At 46.7% G+C, this 24,273-nt stretch carries 20 protein-coding genes and 1 pseudogene; 6 read left to right on the top strand and 15 right to left on the bottom strand.

The genetic code is table 11. The features are described 5' to 3' along the window. Nucleotides 1-4: 4 nt before the first annotated feature. From KCO92_RS00830 to gltS, 4 genes are read right to left on the bottom strand one after another with little or no spacing between them, the layout of a single operon-like run. Entirely contained in the window at nt 5-2,395 is a 2,391-nt protein-coding gene (locus KCO92_RS00830; protein ID WP_104695122.1) for a heavy metal translocating P-type ATPase, read from the bottom strand. Then, the gene (locus KCO92_RS00825; protein WP_199766154.1) at nt 2,388-3,098 is read right to left on the bottom strand and encodes a tRNA1(Val) (adenine(37)-N6)-methyltransferase; all 711 of its coding nucleotides are present in this window, start codon (nt 3,096-3,098) and stop codon (nt 2,388-2,390) included. Before KCO92_RS00825 ends, KCO92_RS00830 begins: the two co-directional genes overlap by 8 nt. Then, a complete protein-coding gene (locus KCO92_RS00820) occupies nt 3,068-4,084 on the bottom strand; it encodes a dihydrofolate reductase family protein (RefSeq protein ID WP_210647442.1) in 1,017 nt (338 codons plus the stop codon). The genes KCO92_RS00825 and KCO92_RS00820 overlap by 31 nt, the downstream gene beginning before the upstream one ends. A gap of 24 nt (nt 4,085-4,108) precedes the next feature. Beyond that, nucleotides 4,109-5,338, bottom strand: a complete 1,230-nt coding sequence (gene gltS, locus KCO92_RS00815) for a sodium/glutamate symporter (protein ID WP_104695911.1) — start codon at nt 5,336-5,338, stop codon at nt 4,109-4,111. 80 nt (nt 5,339-5,418) lie between these two features. On the opposite strand from gltS, the gene KCO92_RS00810 reads away from it, so the two are divergent. After that, on the top strand, nt 5,419-6,630 hold the full coding sequence (locus tag KCO92_RS00810; protein ID WP_104695912.1) for a saccharopine dehydrogenase family protein: 1,212 nt from the start codon (nt 5,419-5,421) through the stop codon (nt 6,628-6,630). A 41-nt stretch (nt 6,631-6,671) separates the two neighbouring features. Here KCO92_RS00810 and trpCF read toward each other — a convergent pair whose 3' ends face one another. The 10 genes from trpCF to KCO92_RS00760 all read right to left on the bottom strand — a co-directional run bounded on the left by trpCF (nt 6,672) and on the right by KCO92_RS00760 (nt 16,873). After that, on the bottom strand, nt 6,672-8,036 hold the full coding sequence (gene trpCF / locus KCO92_RS00805; RefSeq protein ID WP_104695913.1) for a bifunctional indole-3-glycerol-phosphate synthase TrpC/phosphoribosylanthranilate isomerase TrpF: 1,365 nt from the start codon (nt 8,034-8,036) through the stop codon (nt 6,672-6,674). Next, a complete protein-coding gene (trpD, locus tag KCO92_RS00800) occupies nt 8,029-9,021 on the bottom strand; it encodes an anthranilate phosphoribosyltransferase (protein ID WP_411710211.1) in 993 nt (330 codons plus the stop codon). The genes trpCF and trpD overlap by 8 nt, the downstream gene beginning before the upstream one ends. A 75-nt stretch (nt 9,022-9,096) precedes the next feature. Then, complete coding sequence (gene alr / locus KCO92_RS00795; RefSeq protein ID WP_104695915.1) at nt 9,097-10,233, bottom strand: alanine racemase; 1,137 nt, start codon at nt 10,231-10,233, stop codon at nt 9,097-9,099. Between the two features lie 75 nt (nt 10,234-10,308). Continuing rightward, a complete protein-coding gene (locus tag KCO92_RS00790; RefSeq protein ID WP_104695916.1) occupies nt 10,309-11,550 on the bottom strand; it encodes an NAD(P)/FAD-dependent oxidoreductase in 1,242 nt (413 codons plus the stop codon). A gap of 3 nt (nt 11,551-11,553) precedes the next feature. Then, the gene (locus KCO92_RS00785; RefSeq protein ID WP_104695917.1) at nt 11,554-11,937 is read right to left on the bottom strand and encodes a RidA family protein; all 384 of its coding nucleotides are present in this window, start codon (nt 11,935-11,937) and stop codon (nt 11,554-11,556) included. 25 nt (nt 11,938-11,962) lie between these two features. Then, nucleotides 11,963-12,979 carry an SPOR domain-containing protein gene (locus tag KCO92_RS00780; protein ID WP_199766050.1) on the bottom strand — a complete coding sequence of 339 codons (1,017 nt, stop codon included), beginning with the start codon at nt 12,977-12,979 and terminating at the stop codon, nt 11,963-11,965. Nucleotides 12,980-13,009: 30 nt separating this feature from the next. Further along, nucleotides 13,010-13,552, bottom strand: a complete 543-nt coding sequence (locus KCO92_RS00775; protein ID WP_104695918.1) for a DUF1882 domain-containing protein — start codon at nt 13,550-13,552, stop codon at nt 13,010-13,012. A 9-nt stretch (nt 13,553-13,561) separates the two neighbouring features. Continuing rightward, nucleotides 13,562-14,812, bottom strand: coding sequence for a serine hydroxymethyltransferase (locus tag KCO92_RS00770; RefSeq protein ID WP_104695919.1), 1,251 nt, complete (start codon nt 14,810-14,812; stop codon nt 13,562-13,564). A gap of 1 nt (nt 14,813) precedes the next feature. Next, nucleotides 14,814-16,304 (bottom strand): lysine--tRNA ligase, encoded by a 1,491-nt coding sequence (lysS, locus tag KCO92_RS00765; RefSeq protein ID WP_104695962.1) that lies wholly within the window; start codon nt 16,302-16,304, stop codon nt 14,814-14,816. A 5-nt stretch (nt 16,305-16,309) separates the two neighbouring features. Further along, on the bottom strand, nt 16,310-16,873 hold the full coding sequence (locus tag KCO92_RS00760; protein WP_104695920.1) for a CvpA family protein: 564 nt from the start codon (nt 16,871-16,873) through the stop codon (nt 16,310-16,312). A 100-nt stretch (nt 16,874-16,973) separates the two neighbouring features. On the opposite strand from KCO92_RS00760, the gene KCO92_RS00755 reads away from it, so the two are divergent. Together KCO92_RS00755 and KCO92_RS00750 are read left to right on the top strand one after the other, a co-directional pair. Then, nucleotides 16,974-18,287 carry an apolipoprotein N-acyltransferase gene (locus KCO92_RS00755; protein ID WP_104695921.1) on the top strand — a complete coding sequence of 438 codons (1,314 nt, stop codon included), beginning with the start codon at nt 16,974-16,976 and terminating at the stop codon, nt 18,285-18,287. After that, nucleotides 18,288-18,926 (top strand): ATP-binding cassette domain-containing protein, encoded by a 639-nt coding sequence (locus KCO92_RS00750; protein ID WP_104695922.1) that lies wholly within the window; start codon nt 18,288-18,290, stop codon nt 18,924-18,926. A gap of 7 nt (nt 18,927-18,933) precedes the next feature. On the opposite strand, the gene KCO92_RS00745 is transcribed toward KCO92_RS00750, so the two are convergent. Further along, a complete protein-coding gene (locus tag KCO92_RS00745) occupies nt 18,934-19,890 on the bottom strand; it encodes a Gfo/Idh/MocA family oxidoreductase (RefSeq protein WP_104695923.1) in 957 nt (318 codons plus the stop codon). A 110-nt stretch (nt 19,891-20,000) separates the two neighbouring features. On the opposite strand from KCO92_RS00745, the pseudogene KCO92_RS07545 reads away from it, so the two are divergent. The 3 genes and pseudogenes from KCO92_RS07545 to acnB all read left to right on the top strand — a co-directional run. Continuing rightward, nucleotides 20,001-20,789: pseudogene (locus tag KCO92_RS07545) on the top strand (PAS domain-containing protein); the annotation flags it as partial. A gap of 21 nt (nt 20,790-20,810) precedes the next feature. After that, nucleotides 20,811-21,299, top strand: a complete 489-nt coding sequence (locus KCO92_RS07540) for a methyl-accepting chemotaxis protein (RefSeq protein ID WP_267892211.1) — start codon at nt 20,811-20,813, stop codon at nt 21,297-21,299. Nucleotides 21,300-21,705: 406 nt separating this feature from the next. Beyond that, complete coding sequence (acnB, locus tag KCO92_RS00735) at nt 21,706-24,264, top strand: bifunctional aconitate hydratase 2/2-methylisocitrate dehydratase (protein ID WP_104695925.1); 2,559 nt, start codon at nt 21,706-21,708, stop codon at nt 24,262-24,264. Nucleotides 24,265-24,273 lie beyond the last annotated feature (9 nt).

The following is a 24,273-nucleotide window of genomic DNA, read 5'->3' as shown; positions in this document are numbered from 1 at the left end:
AATTTTAACCCCGCAACCTAAAACTATTCCCCACCACTAACAGAGAACTTAGGCTCATGCTTAGGGCAGCTAAGGGGGGGTTAATGAACCCACACACCGCGCAGGGAATGAGTAAAGCGTTGTAGAGCGTGCTGATGAGCAGGTTTTGGCGCACGCGCTGGTGGGCTTGTTTGGCGATGACAAAAGCATTCAGCACGCTTTTAAAAGAGGTATTGAGCAAAATCACATCGCTATGTAGCAGGCTCAAATCATGCCCCTCACACATACACAAAGAAACCTGACTTTGCGCCAGAGAGGGCGCGTCATTCATCCCATCGCCTACCATCGCAATCATTTCTCCCCGTGCTAAAGCCCCTTGGATATGGGTCAATTTCTGCTCCGGGCTTAGGGGGGCATGGCAGGCAATGCCCAAGCTTTGGGCAATGTGATGCACCTGCACGCTAGAATCCCCACTTAAAATTTCTATTTCTAGCCCCATTTCTTGCAAGGCGCGCACACTCTGCACGCTGTCTGGCTTTAGGGGGGCGTGCAAGTTAAAGAGGGCTTTAATCTCTCCATCTTCGCTGTAGGCAAAGTGGCTTTCTTGAGATTGCTCCGCAATCTCTACTCCCTGCGCGCGTAAATACTCCACACTCCCCCCCAGTAAGATATGCCCGCCAATTTCCCCCCTCAATCCCCCTACCTCTTGGGTTAGAGAATCTAAGGGTGTGCTAGCTTGGGTGTTAAAGTTTTCTTGTGTCCACACACTCACTCCCTTAGAGACAGGGTGGGGGTTGTGCACGACTAGACTTAAGAGCCAATGAGGGTTGTAGTCCCTATAAACTTTATAATCTTGTACTTGGAGAGTGGGCATAGTGAGCGTGCCGGTTTTGTCCACAAAGAGTTTTTGCACTTTAGCCAGAGTTTCTAGGCTAGCGGCCTGTTTGCATAAAATCCCCTTCTTAAAAGCCTGATTAGTCGCTAAGACAAGAGCAATCGGGGTAGCTAGGGCAAAGGCGCATGGGCAGGCGATGATGAGCACACTCACACTAATCACTAGCGCGCGCTCCCACACCCCACCCAAGAATCCCCAGCCTAGCAAACTGACTAAAGTGATGAACAGCACGATTTGGGTGAAGCGGTGGGCAAGTTTGTCTGCCTGCATTTGGATTTGGGGCTTTTGGGTGAAACTCTTTTGAACCAAGCGCACCATTTGACTTAGAAAGGATTGCTTAAAAGGGGTGCGCACGCGGTAGACAAAACTCGCTCCTACATTGCTATAGCCCGAGAGCACGCTCTGCCCGGCGTGTAAGTCTAAGGGGGTGATCTCTCCATTGACAATTTGACTATTCACCTGTGCGTGTGCGCTCTCTAGCTCTCCATCTGAGGCGACACACTCCCCACTCAAAACCTCGATGCGATCCCCAATTTTTACCTCGGTCGGAGAAACTAGCACGCGCTCTACTCCCCCCTCTGTCTCGCGCAAGAGTAACACTTGGGAAGGCAGTGCGCCTTGCAAGCTATCTAGCAGGGTATTCGCCCGTATCTTGGCCTTGAGCTCTAAGAATTTAGAGATGAAAACTAAGGTGATGATCATGCTCACCGATTCAAAATAGGGTTCTTGGGCATGGAAAGTGGCATAAATCGAATAAAGATAGGTTGTGAGTGCGCCTAGACTCACGCTCAAATCCATGCCAAAAAAGCCGTTTTTGAGCCCGTAAAACGCCCCCTTTAAAAATGCTGCTCCCGTGATAAAGAGGGTTAGACTACTCAAAACCCACGAGGCGATATTGAGCTTAAAGCTCATGTTAGCGTCCATCCCCGAAAAATAACCCGCATAATTGGCAATGGCAATCCACATCACATTCATGGTAGAGAAAATGCCCACCACCAAAGCCACATAGTGGTGATAATGCGCTTTTTTGCCTCCGCTCTCGATTTTGGGATCAAAGACGCGCGCACGATACCCAATGGTCTCAATGGTACTCAATACTTTTGAGAGGGGGATATTCTGGGGGTCAAAGTCAATATAAGCCCTGTGTGTGGTGTAATTAACCTGCACCTTATTAACCCCTTCTTGTTTTAAAAGTACATGTTCGATGAGCCAAATACACGCCGCACAATGGATATTTTCTAAAATAAGCGCCACCTCTAGTCCCTCTTTGGTGGGGGTGCTAAAGGCCTCTAAGAATTGGGAAGTGTCATAGTGAGTAGAGATGGGGCTTTGTGGCTCTGAGATAGGCTGGAGGGTCTTATCCCCTAATTTATCATAGAAGTTCTCCAATTCTAAAGAATGCAGTAAAAAATACACGCTCTCACACCCTGCACAGCAAAAATAGAGGTCCTGCTCGGGGGCTTTTTTGAGGGCGTGGGGGGGGTAGAGTAATTGACAATGCGCGCAGGGAATTTTACCCAAGTGTTGCCTTAATGCTGTAGGTCTGGGCATGGGCATAAATACTGGCCACCTCAGGAGTTACATCGCGCTGATCTTTGGAGTTATGCGTGATGAGTGGAGGTTGGACTTCTAGCAGGCTTTTAGAGCTCTTGCGCGCACAACAGAGTACAAGAGTGGCTTTTTTGTGTTTAAAGGGATGCACGAAGCGCATGCACACGGGGTTAAGTTTGGCGTTTTGCAGATGAAAAAGTAGAGTATCTGCTAAATTAGCATGGTAGCAGAGAATAAAATAACCATGGGGTTTTAGAAGGCTGTAAGCCTTGGCACACAGCGCGCTTAAGGGTAAAAAGCTTTGGTTGGTGGCGCGGGCAATTTGGGGGTTGGAGCTTTGGGGGCTGTTGAGGTGATAGTAGGGAGGATTGGAGAGAATGCAATCATAAGTTTCAAGGTTGGCATGTAAAAAATTATCACAGATCACGCGTGCATGGGAGACATGGATGCTATTTTGCTGGGCAAAAAAAGCCAGATTGGGATCGACCTCGATCAAATCTAGGGGGTTGCCCCATTCTCTAGCGCAGAGCAAACCCACCACCCCACAGCCCGCACCCACATCTAAGAGTTTAGCGCGTTTTTTGATAAAGGGGCGGGCGAAATGGGCTAAAAAGAGGCTGTCGCTATTGTAGGCATACCCCCCTAAGGGTTGGTAGAGCCGCAAGAGTGCCATGTGAGCAAGTCGTGATCTAAAATCTGGGCGTGTCGGGGGGTGAAGTGGGCCTGTGCGTGGTGGGGGATAGGGTGGTGGGGCTCTAGGGAAGCATTGGTGTGGGTTAAGAGCATATCAATGTGATCTTGCAGGCTGGCCAGCAAGTGCCACCCTCCCTCAATGATGTTAAAGCTGATATGCAGGGGTAAATCCTGCACGCGAGTGCATAGATGGACTTCACGCCCGGGCACACTAAAAAGAGGTAGAGTGCGATCGATGATGGGGTTACGGCTCAAAATCGCTACATCGCAAAGGCGTTCTTGATAAAGTGGATCAGCGAAGCGGTGATCGAGCAGGGGGCGATCGGTGCGCGCGCTCTGCCCTGAGATAATAAGAGTTTGGGCGACCCCGCGTTGGTTGTGTGTGAAGGCTAGGCTTTTGTCCCCTGAAATCTTACCTTGATAATTTCCATCTAACCTTGTGGCAATCTTAAAGAGGTTGAACACCCCCTTAGTAGAGAGGCATTTAAAAGGGTAGAGCAAATCGTAGCAAGCGGGTAAGTCTAGCACCATGACTTCAATCCCTGCTTCTTGTAAGCGTTTTAGTCCACCCATCGCTTGGAGGTGTTGTTCGCGCGCACCCACAACCACGCGCTTAGGCTTGAGCGCGCATAGCAATGCTGCGCAGGGAGGGGTTTTGCCAAAGTGGTTGCAGGGTTCTAGGGTTACTAGAATGGTGCACCCTTCAAAGAGATCATTATGATTGTGGGCTAGAAAGTTGTAATTGGCTTTCTTGTCTAGGGGGTCGATGTCTTTAGGGAAGGGGGTGGGAGAAAGGGCATTAAAAGCTTCTCTTAGGGCGTGCACTTCGGCATGAGGGGTGTGGGCTTTGACATGGGTTTGCAGACTTAAAAGCTGGAAGTTTTGATCTAACACCATACACGCCACACTGGGATTAGGCAAGGCCAAAGTTTGTACCTCCCACGCCCTCTTTACGCAAGCATGCATTAAAAGAGAAAACAAGGCTCACCTTTAATGAAAAAAAGGCAGAGCTAAAAAGCTCTTGATCACCACGGCGTTAATGATATCCACAAAAAATGCCCCCACTAAGGGCACGACTAGGAAGGCGACATGGCTATGTCCATAGTGGGTGGTGATGGTTTGCATGTTCACCATGGCGGTTGGCGTTGCACCCAAGCCAAAGCCGCAGTGCCCGGCACTTAAGACCGCCGCATCGTAGTTTTTACCGCAAGCTCTAAAGGTAATAAAAATGCTATAAAGAATCATCACTACCACCTGCACACTCAAAATGATGATAATGGGCAAAGCTAAATGAGCGAGTTTGACTAAATCAATACTCATCAAGGCGTAGGCCAAAAAGAGATTCAAGCTCACATTCCCAATCACACTCACCTCGCGATCAAAAACCTTGTGGATTTTAAAATAAGAAAGCATATTGCGCAACACGACCCCCACAAACAAACACCACACAAAGGTGGGTAAAGTAACTCCGCCCACCTTAACATGCGCCATTTTAGAGATCAAAGTGCCCACCAATAGGGCAATACTCACTAGGGCCAGACTCTCTACAAAACTGCTCGCGGTGATGAGGCGCTCTTTTTTAGGAGTTTCAAAAGCACTGGGAGGTTCTTGTTCCATGCGTTCTTTGTCTTGCTGACTGGGTTCTAACTTGTATTTCTTGATGAGATAGCGCGCTACAGGTCCCCCAATGAGCCCCCCACTCACCAGGCCAAAGGTCGCGCAGGTGATGGACACTTCTAAGCTTTCTGCAAAATTATAGGGGGTTTTAACAAAAACATCTGACCATGCCGCGCTAGTGCCATGCCCTCCAATCAAGGAGATCGAACCTCCTAAAAGCCCCATCAAAGGATTAGCCCCAATCAGACTAGCAATCCCTACCCCTACGGCATTTTGAATCACCACAAACACCCCCACCACTGCTACAAAAATGCCCAACATTTTTCCCCCTTTTTTCAAGGAAGCAAAATCCGCACTCAATCCAATGGTGATAAAGAAAATGAGCATCAAGGGGGTTTTCAGCCCCGAATCGAGGACTAACTTAAAATCGTAAAATTTATGAGCAATCATGATCGCCAGGGCCACCAACACCCCTCCCACCACGGGCTCGGGGATGTCATAATCGCGCAAGAACTTAACTTTGGAGATGATCCAACGCCCTAACAACAACACCCCCACCATGCACACTAAAGTCCCGTAAATATCAAGAGTGATCGTTTGCATCAGCAACCCCGTTTAATTGAAGCGTTAAAATATTTAGCCTATAATAGCATATATCATCGTGTTATTATAAAAGGGAAGAGATGTCCGTTGTCTTGCAAATTGGGGCTGGGGGAGTTGGTAACGTAGTTGCCCATAAGCTGTGCCAAAACCGCCAAGTTTTTAGCCAAGTGGTGTTGGCTAGCCGCACTCTCTCCAAGTGTCAACAGATCGCTAAGGATATCAAGGCGAGAAATTTTGGCGAGGTGGTTTGTGAGCAGGTCAATGCGGATAATGTGCCAGAATTAATAGCCCTTATAGAAAAATACCGCCCTAAAGTGGTGATCAATGTCGCTCTACCTTATCAGGATTTAGCGATTATGCAGGCTTGCTTGGAAACCAAAACCAATTACCTGGACACTGCCAACTACGAGCACCCTGATGTGGCTAAATTTGAGTATAAGGAACAATGGGCTTTTGATAAGGCCTACAAGGAAGCCCAGATTTTTGGTTTACTGGGGAGTGGCTTTGATCCGGGAGTTACCAATGTCTTTTGCGCCTACGCTCAAAAACACCATTTTGACGAGATTTATAACATCGATATTTTAGACTGCAATGCGGGCAACCATCCCTATCCCTTTGCGACCAATTTTAACCCTGAAATCAATTTAAGAGAGGTAAGTGCGCTGGGGCGTTACTACGAAAATGGCGCATGGGTGGAAACCAAACCTCTGGAAATCAAGCAAACATGGGCATATCCAGGGATTGGCGAGCGCGATTCTTACCTGCTCTACCATGAAGAATTGGAGTCCTTGGTCAAGCACATCAAGGGTCTGAAACGGATTCGTTTCTTCATGACCTTTTCAGAGAATTACTTAAATCATATGCGTTGTTTGGCCAACGTGGGTATGCTCAATATCGACCCCGTGGAGGTACCCACAGCACAGGGAGGACGCGCCCAGGTCGTGCCTATTCAGGTACTAAAACAACTTTTGCCCGATCCAGCCAGTCTTGCGGGCAAGACGACGGGTAAAACCAATATTGGTTGCTACATCCATGGTAGCCAAAATAAGCAGGAGAAAAAACTCTACATTTACAATGTCTGTGACCATCAAAAGTGTTATGAAGAAGTGGGTTCGCAAGCCATTAGCTACACCACTGGTGTGCCTGCTGTGGTGGGGGCCATGATGATTTGCAAAGGCATTTGGGGAGGGGCGAATTCTAAGGGAGTGTTCAATCTGGAACAGCTCGATCCCGATCCCTTTTTAGAAGAACTCACTAAACAAGGTTTGAGCTACGAAGTGATCGTGCGCTAAAACCCTTAACTTTAGCTATGCGTGGTGTATTGGGCCGTTGTTTAGGTTAAATCTCTCAAAAGCTGGGCGAGCTCTTGGATTTTGGCGTAGCTCTTTTTGCCTGGGGCTCTTTCTGCCCCGGAATTGATGTCCAAGCCCAGCGCGCCCGCACTCAGAGCGGCTTTAAGATTGTGCACTCCAATTCCTCCTGCTAACATGAAGGGTTCTTGACACGCGCTTAAGAGTTCCCACGCAAAGCTCACTCCATTGCCCCCTGCTTGTGCCCCTTTGCTATCAAATAGGATAAGGTCCGCACCATTATTCTCCCAATTCTCTAGCGTGCACGCCTGCGGATCAACACTTCTCACTTGCCAAATAGCGCAATCTAAAAAGCGCCTGAGTGCGCCAATCTGCTCTACACTATAATTGCCATGGAGCTGGAGCGCGCTTAGGCGTAAGCGTTGCGTGATATGGATGATGCTAGCAATGTCTTGGTCTACAAAAACCCCTACAAATTTAAGTCCAGGCACTTTGCGCACTAATCTAAGAGCTTTTTGAGGCGTGATATAGCGGGGTGAATTTGGGTAAAAGATCAAACCTCCATAAAGAAAATGGGCTTTATAGGCGCGTTTAGCATCTTTAAGTCGTGTGAGTCCGCAGAGTTTATGGGGACCATAGATGAGCTCTACGCATGCTTGGTGTAGATTAGATTGGCCCATTAATGCACTACCTATTAAGAAACCATGCACTTTGGGCGCGAGGGATTTCACTTGAGCATGCGTGTGTAAGCCTGATTCGCTCACCACCACATGCTCTTCAGGAATGAGCGCGCGTAAGGTGTGCGTGGTGTTTAAATCTACCTGTAAGGTGTGTAGATTGCGATTATTAATGCCAATGATCTGCGCGCCCAATCCTAATGCCCTGTACACTTCTTGGGCATTGCTCACTTCACACAGCACCGCCATATTTAAAGAGTGTGCTAGAGTGGCAAGTTTGTGGTATTGTGTGTCATCTAGGGCGCTAAGCATGAGTAAAATTGCGTCTGCCCCCATGTGCCTTGCTAATTTGACCTGGAATGGCGTAATAATAAAATCCTTACATAGGACAGGTTTGCAGGTGTGCTCAGACACAAAGCGCAAATTTTCATAGGAGCCTTTGAAATACGCCATGTCAGTGAGTACGGAAATGCAGGTGGCGAATTTATTATAGACTTTGACAATCTGCTTCAAATTAAAGTCTGCACGGATCAGTCCCTTAGAAGGCGAAGCTTTCTTGCACTCTAAAATAAAGCTAGTGCGCTTTTCTAAAAGGGCTTGTTTAAAATCTCGAAGACTGAGGGGCAAGTTGCTGGGCAAAGTGTAGATTTTTTCTAAAAGGGCGATCTCTTGGGGTTTATGCGCGAGAATATCTTGTAAATACTTAGACATGGCTGCTCTTAATGATGTGTTGCAGATGTGTATAAGCCTGTGCGCTCTTTAAATGCGCTAAGGTCATCTCAACCCCTTCTTTGAAATTTGTGACCTTGCCCGCTAGGTAGAGCACCCCTGCGCTATTGGCCGCAACGCTAGCTTGGTGTGCCTCAGAACCTCGTCCTTGTAAGAGGTCTAAGCAGGCGCGCGCGCTAGTTTCTATGCTTTCAGAGTGCAATTGTTCCAAAGTGTAGGAGGGTAAACCCAAATCTCTAGGATTTAGCCTATATTGTCGGATTTCTTGATCTTGTAATTCACAGACAAGAGTTTCTCCATGGAGAGCAATTTCATCCAAGCCCCTTCCGTGCACCACTAACGCGCGTGCTACGCCCAAGTCCAAAAGCACATCTGCCATGGGTAAACAGAATTTGGGATCGTAAACTCCTAGCAACTGGGCTTTGGGAGCTAGGGGGTTGATGAGTGGTCCAATGAGATTAAAGATGGTGCGGGTTTTGAGTTCTTTACGCACTGGAGCCACGCGGGCGAAGTGAGGATAGTAAAGAGGGGCAAATAGAAAGGTGAAGTTAGTGTGTTGCAAGCAAGCTAGAGCCTGCTTAAAGTCCATGTTGGTATTCACACCTAAGAATTCGAGTAAATCCGCACTCCCTCCAGCATGTGAGCTACTTTTATTGCCATGCTTGGCCATAGGAATGCCCATAGAAGCACACACTAATGCGCTAATAGTGCTCACATTGATGGTGTTAGCTCCATCACCTCCTGTGCCACAATTGTCATAACACAAAAGTGTGCTCTGCTGGGAATGTAGGCGTAGACAAAAGCGCACAGCGCTAGCGATCTCATGTACACTTTCTGGTTTCATTTTGAGTGCGATGAGAGCTGCCCCCATCTTCACTGCGCTTAAACTCCCCTGCGTTATCGCCTCAAAGAGTCTCACAATCTGCGCCTCTGTCAGACTTTTTTTATCATAAAGCTGGGTCAAAATATCTTCTAAAGTTGTGTCCAGGATTGTAGACCTCCCGTAGCTAGATTAGAAAATCTCCATGTCTTAGAAGACCAACTAGGTGTAATACACACGAGGCAGGCGCTTGGTGAGCATGGTGATGGCTTCATAATTGATAATCCCCAAGATTTTAGCAATATCTCCCGCACCCATGGCTCCACTCAGCGGATCCCCCAGGAGCACCACTTCATCTCCCTCTTGCGCACGCATGGAATCGAGTTTGATAAAACATTGATCCATACACACTCCCCCAATGACAGGTACTTTTTGTCCATGTAAGAGCCCCCAAGCTTTGTTGCCTAAGATTTTGGAAAATCCATCTCCATAGCCCAAAGGCAAGACACCTACGCGCGTCTTCTTGATGCAATAATAATCTTCCCCATAACCTACCAATCTTCCCGCAGGAATGCTCTTCAAAGAAACAATGTGCGCTTTGAGCGTGAGCACATGGCGCAAAGCCAAATGGCGTTGTTGCAGGGCATGCTCTGTGTAAATAGAGGGATGCAGGCCATAGAGTGCTAAACCAATGCGTACCAAGTTCATACCAAAAGAGGGTAGGCAGATAGCAGCTGCACTATTGGCCATGTGCTTATACTTAAATTCTAGTCCCACGCGCTCAAGACGGGCTAGAAAGTCTACAAAGCGTACAGCCTGCTGCTGGGCGTAATTATGATAGAGCGCATCGGCATTGCTATGGTGCGTGAAAATACCCTCCACTTCTAAGCCCTCAAGTTGTGCGATCTTAGCGATGATGCGCGCATTCTTAGGGGTTGGAAAATAACCCAAACGACTCATGCCTGTGTCGACCTTGATATGAACCTTGAGTTTGCGCCCTAATTTGAGCGCCATATCAGAGAAATGACACGCTTGTTTCTGAGAAAACAAGGTCTGGGTGATATTGGCCTTAATCAGGCTCTCTGCCATGTGATCGGGAGTGAAGCCCAATATCAGAATGGGGATTGTTTTAAATTCCTGGCGTATCTCGAGCGCTTCATCTAAAGTGGCCACCCCCAAATAAGCTGCCCCCTGCTCAATGAATACACGGCTAACCTCCAGCGCGCCGCATCCATAAGCATTGGCCTTGACTACCGCCATGATTTCCATTTGGGGACCAAGAAGAGTGCGCATCACTTGAAAATTATGCGCCAAAGCTTGAGTATTAATCTCTACATAACTAGCGCGCGTGGGAAGCATAGAATTCTCGTGGCATGGGTAAAGACAATTTCCAAACCCATTTTGAAGCGATCTTTATAATGCAATCAAGGGCGTTCATTCTCTAAAAAAGGCAGAAAAGAGCATGATATCTGCGCTCTTTTCATTACACCCACACGCAATGAGCTCGGCGATGATTTTCCCCACCGCAGGTCCAAAAGTGATTCCCAGCCAACCCAATCCTGTGGCATGCACTAGATTTTGATAGCGAGAATCATAGCCCAAATAGGGGATATCATTGGGTGTTAAGGGCCTAAACCCGCTCCATTCTTGGACATTTTGCATGTCAAAGGGGCGTGTAAAGGTTGCAAAATTTTTCTGAATATTTTCAATTTGAGCGCGGACAATCCCTGGATCACTCGTGTTGAGTTCGAGCTTGGAGGTGATACGCACACTATTACGGCGTGGAGTCATGGCCAAGAAAATATCTGCAAAAAGAGAGGAAGTTTTGGGTTTGAGCTCTTCGGGCATTTCAAAAGTGAGGCTATAGCCCTTTGCGCCCATCATTAAAAAATCATTATGGGTTTTTTTGAGCAAATAAGAGTTAGCCCCTGTGGCTAAAATGATAGTTTGTGCTTCGAACTTCTCGCGATTGGTGATCACGCCACTGATTTTCTGAGCGCCAAATTCAAAGTCGAGGACTTCCTCATTGTAGTAGAATTCTACACCCACACTCTTGAGATAGCTCTGTAAACTCTCCATCACTTCTTTAGCATCTACATGGGCATTTTCTTTGAGCAGCACACTCCCGCAAATATTCTCCTCTTTAGCAATGGGCATGTACTCCAGTGTTGCTTTGGGATCAAAAATCTCATAAGTGTGAGAGGGATAATGCGCGCAGGCCTTGAGTTTTTTCTCAAAATTTTCTTTGAGGGTGTAGATCATCAAAAGACCGTCTTCTTTAAACCAAAAATCCATGCCCCTATCTAACATTTCATGGTAGATTTCCAGGCTCATCCAGCCATAGCGTTCAAAAAGGGCTAAAGTGCGCTTGAGAGATTTGGCGTTAGCACTTCTAATAAATTTCCAGAGCCACTTGTAGAGTTGGAAATTGAACCCCCAGTGGATATTTAGGGGAGCCTGTCCCTTGAGCATGAGTTTTAGGGTATCACACACCACACCTGGGCTTGCAAGTGGGGCTTTTTTAAAGGCTGAAACGAGGCCAGCATTACCAAAAGAGGTTCCATTACTCCCGTCATTTTGTTCAATGAGCGTAACTTTCCTGCCTGCATGGTGTAAAGCGTAAGCACAACTCAAACCCACAATGCCTCCACCAATGATCAAAATATCCTTTTGCATGCCTTAAGCCTGTGCGATTGCCTCAATTTCCACAAGGCCATCTTTAGGGAGTTTAGCAACTTGGTAGGTGGCGCGCGCCGGGTAAGGCTGTGTGAAATAACTTCCATAAATTTCATTCACCGCGGCAAAGTCCTCGAGGTTTTTCAACAGAATGGTCGTCTTGACCACTGCATTAAAATCTAAACCTGCCTCTTTGAGAATAGCACGCATGTTTTCCATGGCTTGCTTTGTCTGATTTTGAATGCCCTCACGCAATTCTCCGCTTTGAGGATCAATGCCCAACTGCCCTGAAACAAAGAGCAGATCCGTGCTCTTAATGGCTTGCGAATAAGGACCAATAGCTTTGGGGGCGTGATCTGTGTGCACTTGTTGCTTTGCTGATGACATCATAACTCCTTTTTCAAGATTTAAACTATTTGATCTCCACATGCACGGGTTTAGCGATGTTGTGGCTCACTTCTTCCAATTTAGTATCTGCTTGCTCTCTGGTAGGGTAAGGGCCAATCAAGTAACGCTTTTGCCCGTTGAGCTCTTGAATCTGATGGGGATACTTGACAAAGGCCTCCATGAATTTTGGATTAGGAGTCTTGCTAAAAACACCTACCTGTAGGTAAAACCCTTTGGGAATAGTGGGTTTTTGCGGTTTCGTCGTATTCTCTTTTTCTCCCTTGGCATGATCAAAGGCGACTTCTTCCATTTTCTTGGGCTGAGGAGTAGGAGGTGCACTCTTGCTAGGTTCGCTCTTGGGGGACACCTTAGTTGGTTCTGCCTTAGCTACTTTAGGCGCTTCTTTAGGTTTTTCTGGAGCTTTTTCTGCCACAGCTTTCTTGGGTTCTGCCACAGCTTTTTTAGGTTCAGGTTTGGGTGCAGTCTTTTTCTCTGGAGTTTTTTGAGCTACCTTTTCGTGCTTCTCCCTTTCGTGTTTTTCATGCTTGGATTTGGCGGCATGTTCTTTGTGTTTCTCTGAGGACTTCTTCTCATTGGGTTTGGGTTCTGGTTTAGACACGGGGGTGGGTGGTGGCGGAGGGGCCACAGGTTTGTCCAAAGGACTTGTAGGGAGGACAATAGAGGGTTCTGGGACCTTTTGTGCCTGCTTAGCCTGGATATCCTTGACAATTTGATCGAATTTATCTTCTTCTTTTTTAGCATTAGTAGAAGGCTCTAAGGTTAGGTTCTCAAAATTATTGCTGTTAAAGGTGTTGTCATGGAGATTGCCCACTTTTTGCAAGTGTTCTTCATGGGGCATAGATGCACTTTTGAGAGGTTCACGCGTGCTTTTATAAAAAACCACCAACACCACTCCCAAAACAATGAGTCCTATCGCAGCAATGAGCAAGATTTTCTTGAGCTTTGAACCCTTGGCTTCATGTTCGTTCAACGCCTCATCAAGCCTTTTATTGAGGTCTTTACTAAAATCTGAATTATCCATTAAATCGTCCTTTTTTAGGTATTAAACCCATTACATATGCTTTGCCCAGCTTGCCCCCCTCTCTTTAGCAAAGACTGCATAGGGCAGAATTAGAATATTGAAATCTGGCGGAAGATCCCCATTAGGAAAAATACGCCATTCGTTGGGCAAATTTTGGGCAAGCTTCATAGAAAGAGTTTTAGCCAATCTGCAACCTTCTCCTAGTTCTGTATGTCCCTTGTGTATGTAAAGATGTAAATGTCCGGGGGTTTTGCTCTCGTAGGCTGTAAAATTGATGAATCCTTCTTCACGCAGAAGGAGTTGGGCTTTATGATAAAAGCGATCCGGACTACGGCCATTGTAGTCTAAGACAATATTTTCTACCTTGTTGTTGGGTAAAATCAAGTTATGGGCAATGGTGATCTCTTTGCGCCAATGTTTTTGAATGAGCATAGATGTCAGAGTGGCGTTGATCTTTTCAAATTTGTCGTAAAAGCAGCGCCCTAAATAGGTCACGCGTCTTCCCAAGCCGACTTGCTGCGTGTAGTAGTGATCTGTTTGCAGTTTGATGAGGCTCAAATCCATCTCTACCATGCCACTCCTTTAGAAAATTGGCACATCATAAGTTTTGAATTGTTTAGAAAATGCCACGACCTCCCCTCTAGTGCGGGCATGGAAATCGCGATCGTGGATATTATTGAGCACTTCTACAATCTTATTCCCTACAAAGGTGAAATCCGCCTCTTGCATGCCTCGACTGGTAAGTGCGGCCGAACCCAATCGGAGCCCACTTGTCAGAACAGGACTTCTGGTATCTCCAGGCACACTATTTTTGTTCGTAGTGATGCCTGCGCTATCTAGGGCGAGCTGGGCGTCTTTTCCGCTAAAATCCTTAAGTCGGATCACCAATAAGTGGTTATCACTGCCTCCACTAAGCAATTCAAACCCATGTTCTAAGAGCACTTGAGCCAATGCCTGCACATTGCGCTTAACTTGCACCGCATAGGTCTTCCATTCAGGCTTGAGGTTTTCCAAAAACCCCACAGCTTTGGCCGCGATCACATGCATTAAGGGACCACCCTGCATGCCGGGAAATAGGGCACGATCGATCTTGGAAGCGAGCTGGGCATCATTGCTCAAAATCATTCCCCCTCTGGGGCCTCGCAGCGTTTTATGTGTGGTGGTTGTAACGACATGGCAGTGGGGGAAGGGGTGGGGATGTTCCTCAGCCACCACCAATCCGGCGATATGCGCCACATCTCCCATTAAGAGTGCACCCACTTCATCGGCAATCTCTCTGAAGTATTTGAAATTCACTTCTCTAGGATAGGCAGAATACCCACATACAATCAGCTGAGGGCGCACCACTTTTGCAATGCGCAACACCTCCTCATAGTCGATCCACCCCTCCGCATTTAGACCATAGTGAAAGCCCTGAAAATGCTTCCCCGTCAAGCTCACGGGAGAGGCATGGGTTAAATGCCCTCCGCTGTTGAGCTCCATGCTTAAAATGCGATCATAAGGTTTGAGCAAGGCGTGGTAGACTACCATATTGGCCTGAGAGCCCGCGTGGGGTTGCACATTGGCAAATTGGCATTTAAAGAGCTTTTTAGCACGCTCTATGGCCAATTCTTCAATGCGATCCACCACTTCACAGCCTCCATAGTAGCGTTTAGAAGGATAACCTTCAGCATATTTATTGGTAAGAACGCTCCCCATCGCTTCCATCACACTCTCAAAAGTGTAATTCTCACTGGCGATCATCTCCAAATGATCCGTTTGGCGTTGCAACTCCTCGCAGATGAGATCGAAGAGTTGCGCGTCGTGGGCCTGTAAATGAAAAACTCTGGACATTCTATTCACTTTGATTGGATTTTAAAGGTTTCATGGCAGGAAAGAAGATGACATCCTTAATACTCCTGGCATTGGTGAGCAGCATTACCAAACGATCGATTCCAATCCCCTCCCCAGCTGTGGGAGGCATGCCATGCCCTAATGCCCACACATAATCATTATCCATAAACTGCGCCTCCTCATCTCCATGCTCTTTGGCCTTAGCCTGTTCCTCAAAACGCTGGTATTGATCCAGGGGATCGTTGAGTTCACTAAAACCATTAGCAATCTCTTTACCTGCGACGAAGAGTTCAAAGCGATCGGCGATGTGAGGGTGCGTATCGCTGCGGCGTGCCAAGGGGCTGATTTCAATGGGATACTCAGTAATAAAAGTAGGGTTGATTAACCGAGATTCTACGCATAGATCAAAGGCCTCGGCCAAGAGTTTGCCATGTGTGATGAGCCCCTCGAGCTTGACCCCTTGTTGTTCCAAGAAAGCTTGGAGTGCTGCGCTATCCTCAACTACACCAGTCTCTAAACCCCCAATTTCCATCAAGGCCTGCTTAAAGCGCACGACTCTGATCGCATTAAAATCAATGGTATGCTCTTGATAGGGGATTTGACTGGGTAAGTTTAAGGCTTGCAAGAGTTCCTTAAAGAGTTCTTGAGTAAGTGCGATCAAGTCCTCATAGGTCTTATAAGCCCAGTAAAACTCTAGCATTGTAAACTCGGGGTTGTGGGAGTGATCCATGCCCTCATTTCTAAAATTGCGGTTGATTTCAAAGACCGCCTCAAAACCCCCTACTACCAAGCGTTTTAGATACAATTCAGGAGCAATGCGTAGATAACGCTCCACTTCTAGGGCATTGTGGTAGGTTACAAAAGGGCGCGCATTAGCTCCTCCGGCAATAGGGTGCATCATGGGGGTTTCGACTTCCAAAAACCCTCGTTTTTCAAAGAAGTGACGGATAGTAGCCACAATCTGACTACGGGTTTTAAACACCTCTTTAACATCTGGGTTGGCGATGAGGTCTACATAGCGTTGGCGGTAGCGTAACTCAATGTCACTCAAGCCATGAAACTTCTCGGGCAAAGGCACGATAGCTTTAGTCAGCACTTTGTAGGAGAGTGCATGTAAACTGAGCTCCTTGGTTTTGGTTACAAAGGGATAGCCAACTACATTGAGGATATCCCCCACTTCTACACATTTTTTAAAAATATCAAAAGCGTCTTTCCCCAGATCGTTTTGAGAGAGATAGACCTGCAGGAGTGCACTTTGATCCTCGATTTTGATAAAACACGCCTTACCCATCAGGCGTACAAACTTGACACGCCCCACCAAGGCATGCGTGCTCTTGGTATCTTTTTGTCCCTCCCCCAATGCGCTAAAGCTCTGCAAAAATTGCGCGTTATTCAAAGAACGGGTTACGCGGTTTTCATAAGGATTAAGGGCATGTGCGCGCAGCTGGTCTGCTTTCTGAAGACGCTGCTGGATATAGGCATTTTCAAACATGTGGCTCACTCACTTGGGCTGTGTGGAATCTCTGGATGATTTGCTTTCATGTCTTGTGTTCTACTCTGGATGACTTTCCCCAATTCTTGAACTTCTGGACGCTGCATGACATAGGAGGCAATCTCTTGCATGGTAGGGTAGAGTTGGCTGTGAGCACGCAAGTAGGTATCCATAGATTTCATAAAGCTAAAACGGGACGCGCCATGTAACAAAAACGCAAAAACTAAATACATCTTAGCGCAGGCAAAGAGAAATCCCAAGACTTTATCAATAGCACCCAAATTGCTGAAACTCACTGCTTTGCTCACCACAACCCCTACCATCAAGAACAAAATCCACACACCCGCAAGCACTAAAGTGAAGCCAATCAAACTTTCCACAGAGGGGCTATGGAAATCGTGCACACGAGCAGAAAACCACGCCCCCACATCAGAAGCGAGCCTAGAACCCAAATACACACCACATACAATTCCTAAAATGCCCGCCACCTCATCGATGAACCCATTGTAAAACCCGCGAATTCCCACAATGAGAATAACAGCCACTAAGATCAAATCAATGTAGTCCATCCGTGCACATTTCCAAGTGAATTTAAGACAATCTATCCTAGAATTATAAACTCTGTAAGCTTAAAAATTATAGACATATTGGAATACACAAGGAGCATGGTTGCCGTCGCTAGAGATTAGGGATTCTGCGTGGGGCTGGCTCATATCGCGCACACATTGGGGACTAGCCCTCCTTTTTCTAGCACCTTTGTATGTGGGCTCCATGCTCGTGAAACACCCATTGTTGCTTATCAGTATAGAGAGTTTACTCGCTCCTCTAAGTATGCTTGCCTGCCTGCAGGTTGAGAAAAATAGAGCCTTTGGTTTTGGATTTTTGGTGGGTTTAGGGCTTTTTTATTGGTGCGCGCTCAGTTTTCGCTACAGTGATTATGTCTTTTTGATCCCATTGATGATGATTCTGATTGCGCTATGCTATGGGGGAATTTTCTATCTGCTATGTTGGCGCTCTTCCCTGATTTATCGTGTTTGCGCCCTATGGTTAGCCAGTTATATCCACCCCTTTGGCTTTGATTGGTTTGTGCCCGAGTCTTTCTTTGCTTATTCAGTTTTTAGAGTCGACAAACTGAGTTTTTTATGCATCCTCATTGCCATTGCCTTGCTCAGACCTCATGAGAGCGAACGCTTTTTATTTTTTAAAAACTCCACTCATGTCTATCTCAAGCTCCTAGCTTGTTCCCTATTGGCTTTGAGTATTGATTGGCGCGCCTCTAGTTTGCCCACCAATGCTTTTGATCAGATCAAAATCGCCACTACCCACACCGATCAAAATCTCAAGTGGCAACATGATCACCTACAAGACATTGTCAAGCATAATTTGGCTCTCATTCACGAGGCAATTGCCCAACACAAACAAGTGGTTATTCTCCCAGAAACCGCCTTTCCCTTTGTGCTTAACACCAGCCCACTCATCTCCACATTGCTAGAATTGAGTGCCCACATCACCATTATCACCGGTGCGCTCTATCAAGAGCACAACACCCTCTACAACTCCACCTATGTATTTGATCGCAATACATACCAATACGCGCACAAGGTGATCTTAGCTCCTTTTGGGGAAACCATGCCTCTGCCCAAAGCCCTAGCAGACTACTTTGAAAACCTCTTCTTTGGGCCTGCTTCTTTAAAGCTAGGGAGTGGAGACTCTTTTAGAGACTTTGATATGCAAGGTTTTAAGTTCCGCCCTCTTGTGTGCTACGAAGGTACTTCTGCGCTTGCCTACCCACATAGCCCAGATACCTTTGTCATCCTCAGCAACAATGCTTGGTTTGTGCCTAGTATTGAGCCTTTCTTGCAAAGAATGTTGCTCAAATATTATGCACGCCGTTTTTACAAGAGCATTATCCACAGCACTAACTTCTCCCCCTCTTACATCCTCGCACCCACCTTACGGGGTGATCAAAATAAGGGGATTTAGATGTTACAAGCCACTCACATTGGCCATCGTTTCGAACATTGGCTCTACAGGGATTTACAATTGCATGTGCGATCTCAGGAATCCATCGCCCTTTTGGGAGTAAGTGGGAGTGGAAAATCCAGCTTACTCAACCATTTTTCTACCATGTTAAAGCCCCTAGAGGGAGTTGTGCGCCTGCTCGATCACGAGGATATCTATGCCCTGCCCATGAAAACTCTACTACACATCCGCCGCTACCAAATCGGCATTATCTTTCAGGCACACTACTTGTTTAAAGGCTTCAATGCGCTAGAAAATCTGCAAGTGGCCTCTGTACTCAGTCAACAACCTCTCGACACCGCACTCTTAGAAACTCTAGGCATCGCGCATGTCCTATCTCAAAATGTGGGAGAACTGAGTGGTGGGCAACAACAACGACTCTCTATTGCTCGTATTCTCACGAAGAAGCCAAAAATTATTTTTGCAGATGAGCCTACGGGCAATTTAGACAACGCCACGGCAATAGCGGTAATGCAAGTCATGCATAACTATACCTATGCCCAAAAAGGCGCGCTTATTCTAGCTACCCATGATGAAAAAATGGCGCGCGACTGCACGCGTGTCTATTTACTTGAACAACAACAACTCAGATTACTTTAACTTCGACTCACTCTGCGGGCACAGCGTGGAGAGCCTTATGACATAGGGGGTGGCATGTTTCGTCTAAATCTTCGGGTGTCATACACCTAATAGCATTGACTAATTCAATTGCCGGGCGCACACTCTCAATACCTATCCCCTCTCCATCTAAAATTTGCTTATAACTTTGCGTGTGCAAATCGTCAAAACCCTCGCTAAAATCAACCTCATTGCCCTCTAAAACTAGAGAACGATACGCGCTATCGCGGTGCACTCCCAAATGCTCGGGATTGATGGAGAGAAACCATGAGATTTTAGCATGCTCTAAGGTCAAAAACCCCCCAACACAATCATTTTGATGTACATGCACCACATTGTCCACTACCCCTCCAAAAATATCTAGCAACATGTCAAAGAAGTGGATACCCACATTGCTGGCTAGACCCCCGCTCTTATCTTCATCGCCTTTCCAGGAATTTAAATACCACTTCCCGCGCAAAATTAAATATGTCAGAGAAACTTCATAAACCTTATCTGGTTCTTTGAGCAATTCCGCTTGTACATTCTCTTTAAGTTGGATGAGATTAGGGTGTAAGCGTAGTTGCAAGATATTGAAAACCCGCCTGTTGTATTTTTTTTCTAAAGCGTTGATCTCATCAATTTCACCAGGGTCTAAAACAAGGGGTTTTTCGCAAATAGCATGAATGCCATGGGAGAGCGCAAATTTGATATGCTCGAAATGTAAGTAATTAGGACTGCAGATGACCATGTAGTCTAGGCATTTTTCCTGCGCCTCGCAATCCTGCAAATATAAATGCAAATCCTCCAGGTTGCTAAAAAATTCACAATCTAATTCGTATTGATCCAAAACTCGCACGCTATCATGGATATCCATAGCGCAGTCGAGTATATGCCCTAATTCCTGAATTGCCTGCAGGTGTTTGGGAGCGATAAACCCTCCCACTCCAATGATACCAAAGCGCATGCTTATTCCTTAAAAAAAGATTGCTGCGCATGGTAGCAAAATAAGTTAAAAGGAATTGGCACCCTTGGTTACAATGCAAGTGTTGTAGTTTAACAACTCGAGGAGATTGCATGAAATTTTTTCGTCTCAGACATGAACAACCAAATGAGACTATTCGCACACAAGCCGCCCTGAACGACCAATCTGATGAACTAAGGCAGTTTTACGATGCCATCAATCGTTCCATGGCTATGATTGAATTTGATACCAATGGTATGATTTTGCATGCCAATGAAAACTTCTTAAGTTTGATGGGCTACACTTTAGGGGAAATCAAGGGCAAGCACCATTCTTTATTTTGCACCTCCCAACTCGTGCAGTCTAGTGAATATACAAAGCATTGGAGTGATCTGCGTTCAGGTGTGTTTAAACAGGGCGCTTTTAAGCGTGTCAATAAGAAAGGAGAAACGCTCTATTTAGAGTCCACCTACACCCCAATCCTGAACTCTAATGGTGAAGTCCACAAGGTGATTAAATTTGCTAACGATATTACTCAGCAAATCCTAGAACTCCAAGAACTCAGAGCTATTCACAAAGCCACACTAGCCAGTATGGCTCTCATTGAATTTGACACCGATAGAAAGGTTCTCAACGCCAATGAAAGCTTTCTCAACCTAATGGGTTATACTCTGGACGAAATTAAGGGAAAAGAGCACGCACTCTTTTGTGAGCCTGAATATGTCAAAAGTGCTGCATACGAAGCATTTTGGGAACGGCTTCAAGCAGGGCATTTTACGCGTGGGACTTTCACGCGCCTAGCTAAAAACCGCAAAAAGGTTTACCTGGAGGCGAGTTATAACCCCGTTTTTGATGATGATGGCCATATTTACAAGTTCGTTAAAATCGCTTTGGATGTTACCTCCAAAGAAGAAAAGATTCTGATGACATTGAGTCTTATCAAGGAAAACCAAACACTCACTGATCGGGGAAGTGAAATGATTGAGAAAACCACGCAAAGCATCCAGGGAGTAGCCACCACGATCAGAAATAGCGCAGATCAAATCAATACCCTTAACGCTCAATCTGATTCCATCTCTTCCATCACACAAACCATCAAAGATATTGCCGATCAAACTAATCTATTGGCCTTGAATGCGGCCATTGAAGCCGCACGAGCAGGAGAGCACGGAAGAGGTTTTGCGGTGGTGGCTGATGAAGTTAGAAAGCTAGCCGAGCGCACCACCAAATCTGTTGCAGAAATTGCCGCCATTATCAGTGCTATTAGAGAAATCACTTCACAAGTTGTTGTGAATATCACAGCAGGAGCTCAAGAATCTACACATACGGTTGAGCTCTCCTGTGAAAGTAAAAACTTAATGGACGAGATCAGAGTAGCTGGTAGCAGAGTCGCAAGCGGGATGGAGGTTTAACTGGTTTGATACATGTGTCCACTGGGTGTGTTGTGCGCTTGAGAATTGTGATCAGTTATTATAGCTTTTTTTAAAGACGCCTAGCCTTAAGAGAGGCTTTTTCATATAGGCACCCGGGTCTGGCGCATCTCTTGGGGTGGTGTACCCCTTCTTTATTAAACTAGGCAAATTAATTGACATACTCCCCATAGCTAAAGCTAGGGGATTCTGGTATCATCAAAGTCTGCCCACAAGCGGGTCTTACAACTTCTACTCCAAGAGTGGATGCCCCCACTCTACGAAAGACATTATAGCACAAAATACGCCTTATATCCCCATAGCTAAAGCTAGGGGCTTTACGGCGCAAATAGTAAATAACTCTAAATTATTATATACTACAATCGCGATCATTTCTTTAAGGAGTTGTATGCAGACATTTATCCAAGAATACAGAGAGATTGAGGCGCAACGCGCGCAAGAAAACATCCCCCCTTTGCCCTTGAGTGCTAAACAGGTAGAGGGTGTGGTGGACATTTTATTGCACTCTAAAGATAGTGCAGAATGCGCCTTTGCTAAGGATTTATTAATCCACAGAGTGAGTCCGGGCGTGGACGAGGGGGCACAGGTCAAGGCAGAGTTTCTAGGCAACTTAGCACTTAAAAAGCATGAGTGCGCGCATTTTAGCCCCTTAGAAGCGGTGGAGTATTTGGGCACGATGCTAGGGGGGTATAATGTCGCGCCTTTAATGCAAGCTCTGCAGAGTAGCGATGAGCAGATTAGTAAAGCCGCTTGCCAAGCCTTAAAATCCACGCTTTTAGTCTATAACGCCTTTGAGAGCATTGCTAACTTAAGCAACACCAACCCTTTAGCTAAAGAAGTGCTAGAATCTTGGGCAAATGCAGAATGGTTTTTAAATAAGCCCGCTTTGCCCGAAAAGCTAGAGCTATGCGTGCTCAAAATTGATGGGGAGACTAATACGGACGATTTGAGTCCGGCTAGCGATGCCTTTACGCGTAGCGATATTCCTTTGCATGCCAATGCCATGCTCAAAAACCGCATAGAAAACTACCAAGAACGCCTAAAAAACATCAAATCTAAGGGCGTGCCAGTCGTGTATGTGGGCGATGTGGTGGGTACGGGGAGTTCGCGCAAGAGCGCGACTAATTCCATCATGTGGCATTTTGGCACAGATATTCCCTATGTGCCCAATAAGCGCAGTGGGAGCGTGGTGATCGGGGGGGTCATTGCCCCCATTTTCTTTGCAACATGTGAGGATAGTGGTGCTTTGCCCCTTGTAGCCGATGTCAAGGATTTAAAAGAGGGAGACATCATTGAAGTTTATCCCTATAAGGGCGAGATTTGCAAACAAGGGCAAGTGGTGAGCACTTTTAAACTCGAGCCTACCACACTAGCCGATGAATACCGCGCGGGGGGGCGCATTGCCTTAATTATTGGGCGTGGATTGACTAATAAGGCGCGCAAATTCTTAGGGCTAGAGCCCTCTGAAGTTTTTGCTAAACCTAAACAACCTGCAGAAAGTAAGAAGGGTTATACTTTGGCGCAAAAAATGGTGGGGCGCGCATGTGGGCTGGAGGGTGTACGCCCGGGCACTTACTGCGAGCCTATGACAACCACTGTGGGCAGTCAGGACACTACCGGAGCGATGACACGCGATGAGGTCAAAGAATTAGCCAGCTTGAGTTTTGAGGCCGATTTTGTCTTGCAGTCCTTTTGCCACACAGCGGCCTATCCTAAGCCCTCTGATGTGAGTTTACAAGCCACCTTGCCCCAGTTTTTTACCTCTCGGGGAGGAGTCGCACTCAAGCCCAAAGATGGGATCATCCACTCATGGCTCAATCGCATGGGCTTACCCGACACTCTAGGCACAGGTGGGGATAGCCACACCCGCTTTCCCATTGGCATTAGTTTCCCCGCTGGTAGCGGACTTGTGGCCTTTGCTGCAGTTACGGGCACTATGCCCTTGAACATGCCCGAATCTGTCTTGGTGCGCTTTAAGGGAGAGATGCAGCCGGGCATTACGCTGAGGGATTTAGTTAATGCTGTCCCCTACTATGCGATCAAACAGGGCTTACTCACCGTGGAGAAAAAGGGCAAGAAGAATATCTTCAATGGCAAGATTTTAGAGATCGAGGGTTTGGGCAACATCAAGATTGAGCAGGCTTTTGAGTTCAGCGATGCGAGTGCGGAGAGAAGCGCAGCTGCCTGCACCGTGCGCCTAGATAAAGAGCCTATCATTGAATATTTAAGCTCTAATATCCAGCTCATCGAACAGATGATTGCTAGCGGGTATGAGCACAAAGAAACCTTGAGAAGGCGGGCACAAAAAATGCAGGCGTGGATTGATAACCCTCTCTTGCTTGAGCCCGATCCAGATGCGGAGTATGCCGCTGTGATTGAGATCGATCTTAATGAGATCAAAGAGCCCATTTTGGCCTGCCCCAATGACCCGGACGATGTGGCGACTTTAAGCGAGGTGTTGAGCAATCCCAAACGCCCTCAACAGATCGATGAGGTGTTTATAGGCAGTTGTATGACCAATATTGGGCATTTTAGAGCCTTTGGGGAGATTGTCAAGGGAGCGGGAGCATCACCCATTCGCCTTTGGATTGTGCCCCCCACTAAAATGGACGAACAGCAACTGATCAAAGAGGGTTATTTTTCCATCTTTGGGGCCGCAGGGGCGCGCACAGAAGTGCCCGGGTGTAGTTTGTGCATGGGCAATCAAGCACGGGTGCGCGATAATGCGGTGGTATTCTCCACTTCTACACGCAATTTTGACAACCGCATGGGCAAGGGGGCACAGGTGTATTTAGGCAGTGCGGAATTGGGCGCAGTGTGTGCGCTCTTGGGCAGAATCCCCACTCCAAAAGAGTATTTGGATTTGGTGGCTAGCAAATTAGAAGCCCGCAGAGAGGAGATTTATCGTTACATGAATTTCCACCTGATGGAGCCTATGGCGCTTTAAGAGGCTTTT

This window comes from Helicobacter salomonis (assembly GCF_017979425.1).
GTDB lineage: Bacteria > Campylobacterota > Campylobacteria > Campylobacterales > Helicobacteraceae > Helicobacter > Helicobacter salomonis.
Note: the sequence above shows the minus strand (reverse complement) of the source record. Positions and strands in the feature narration are given on the sequence as shown.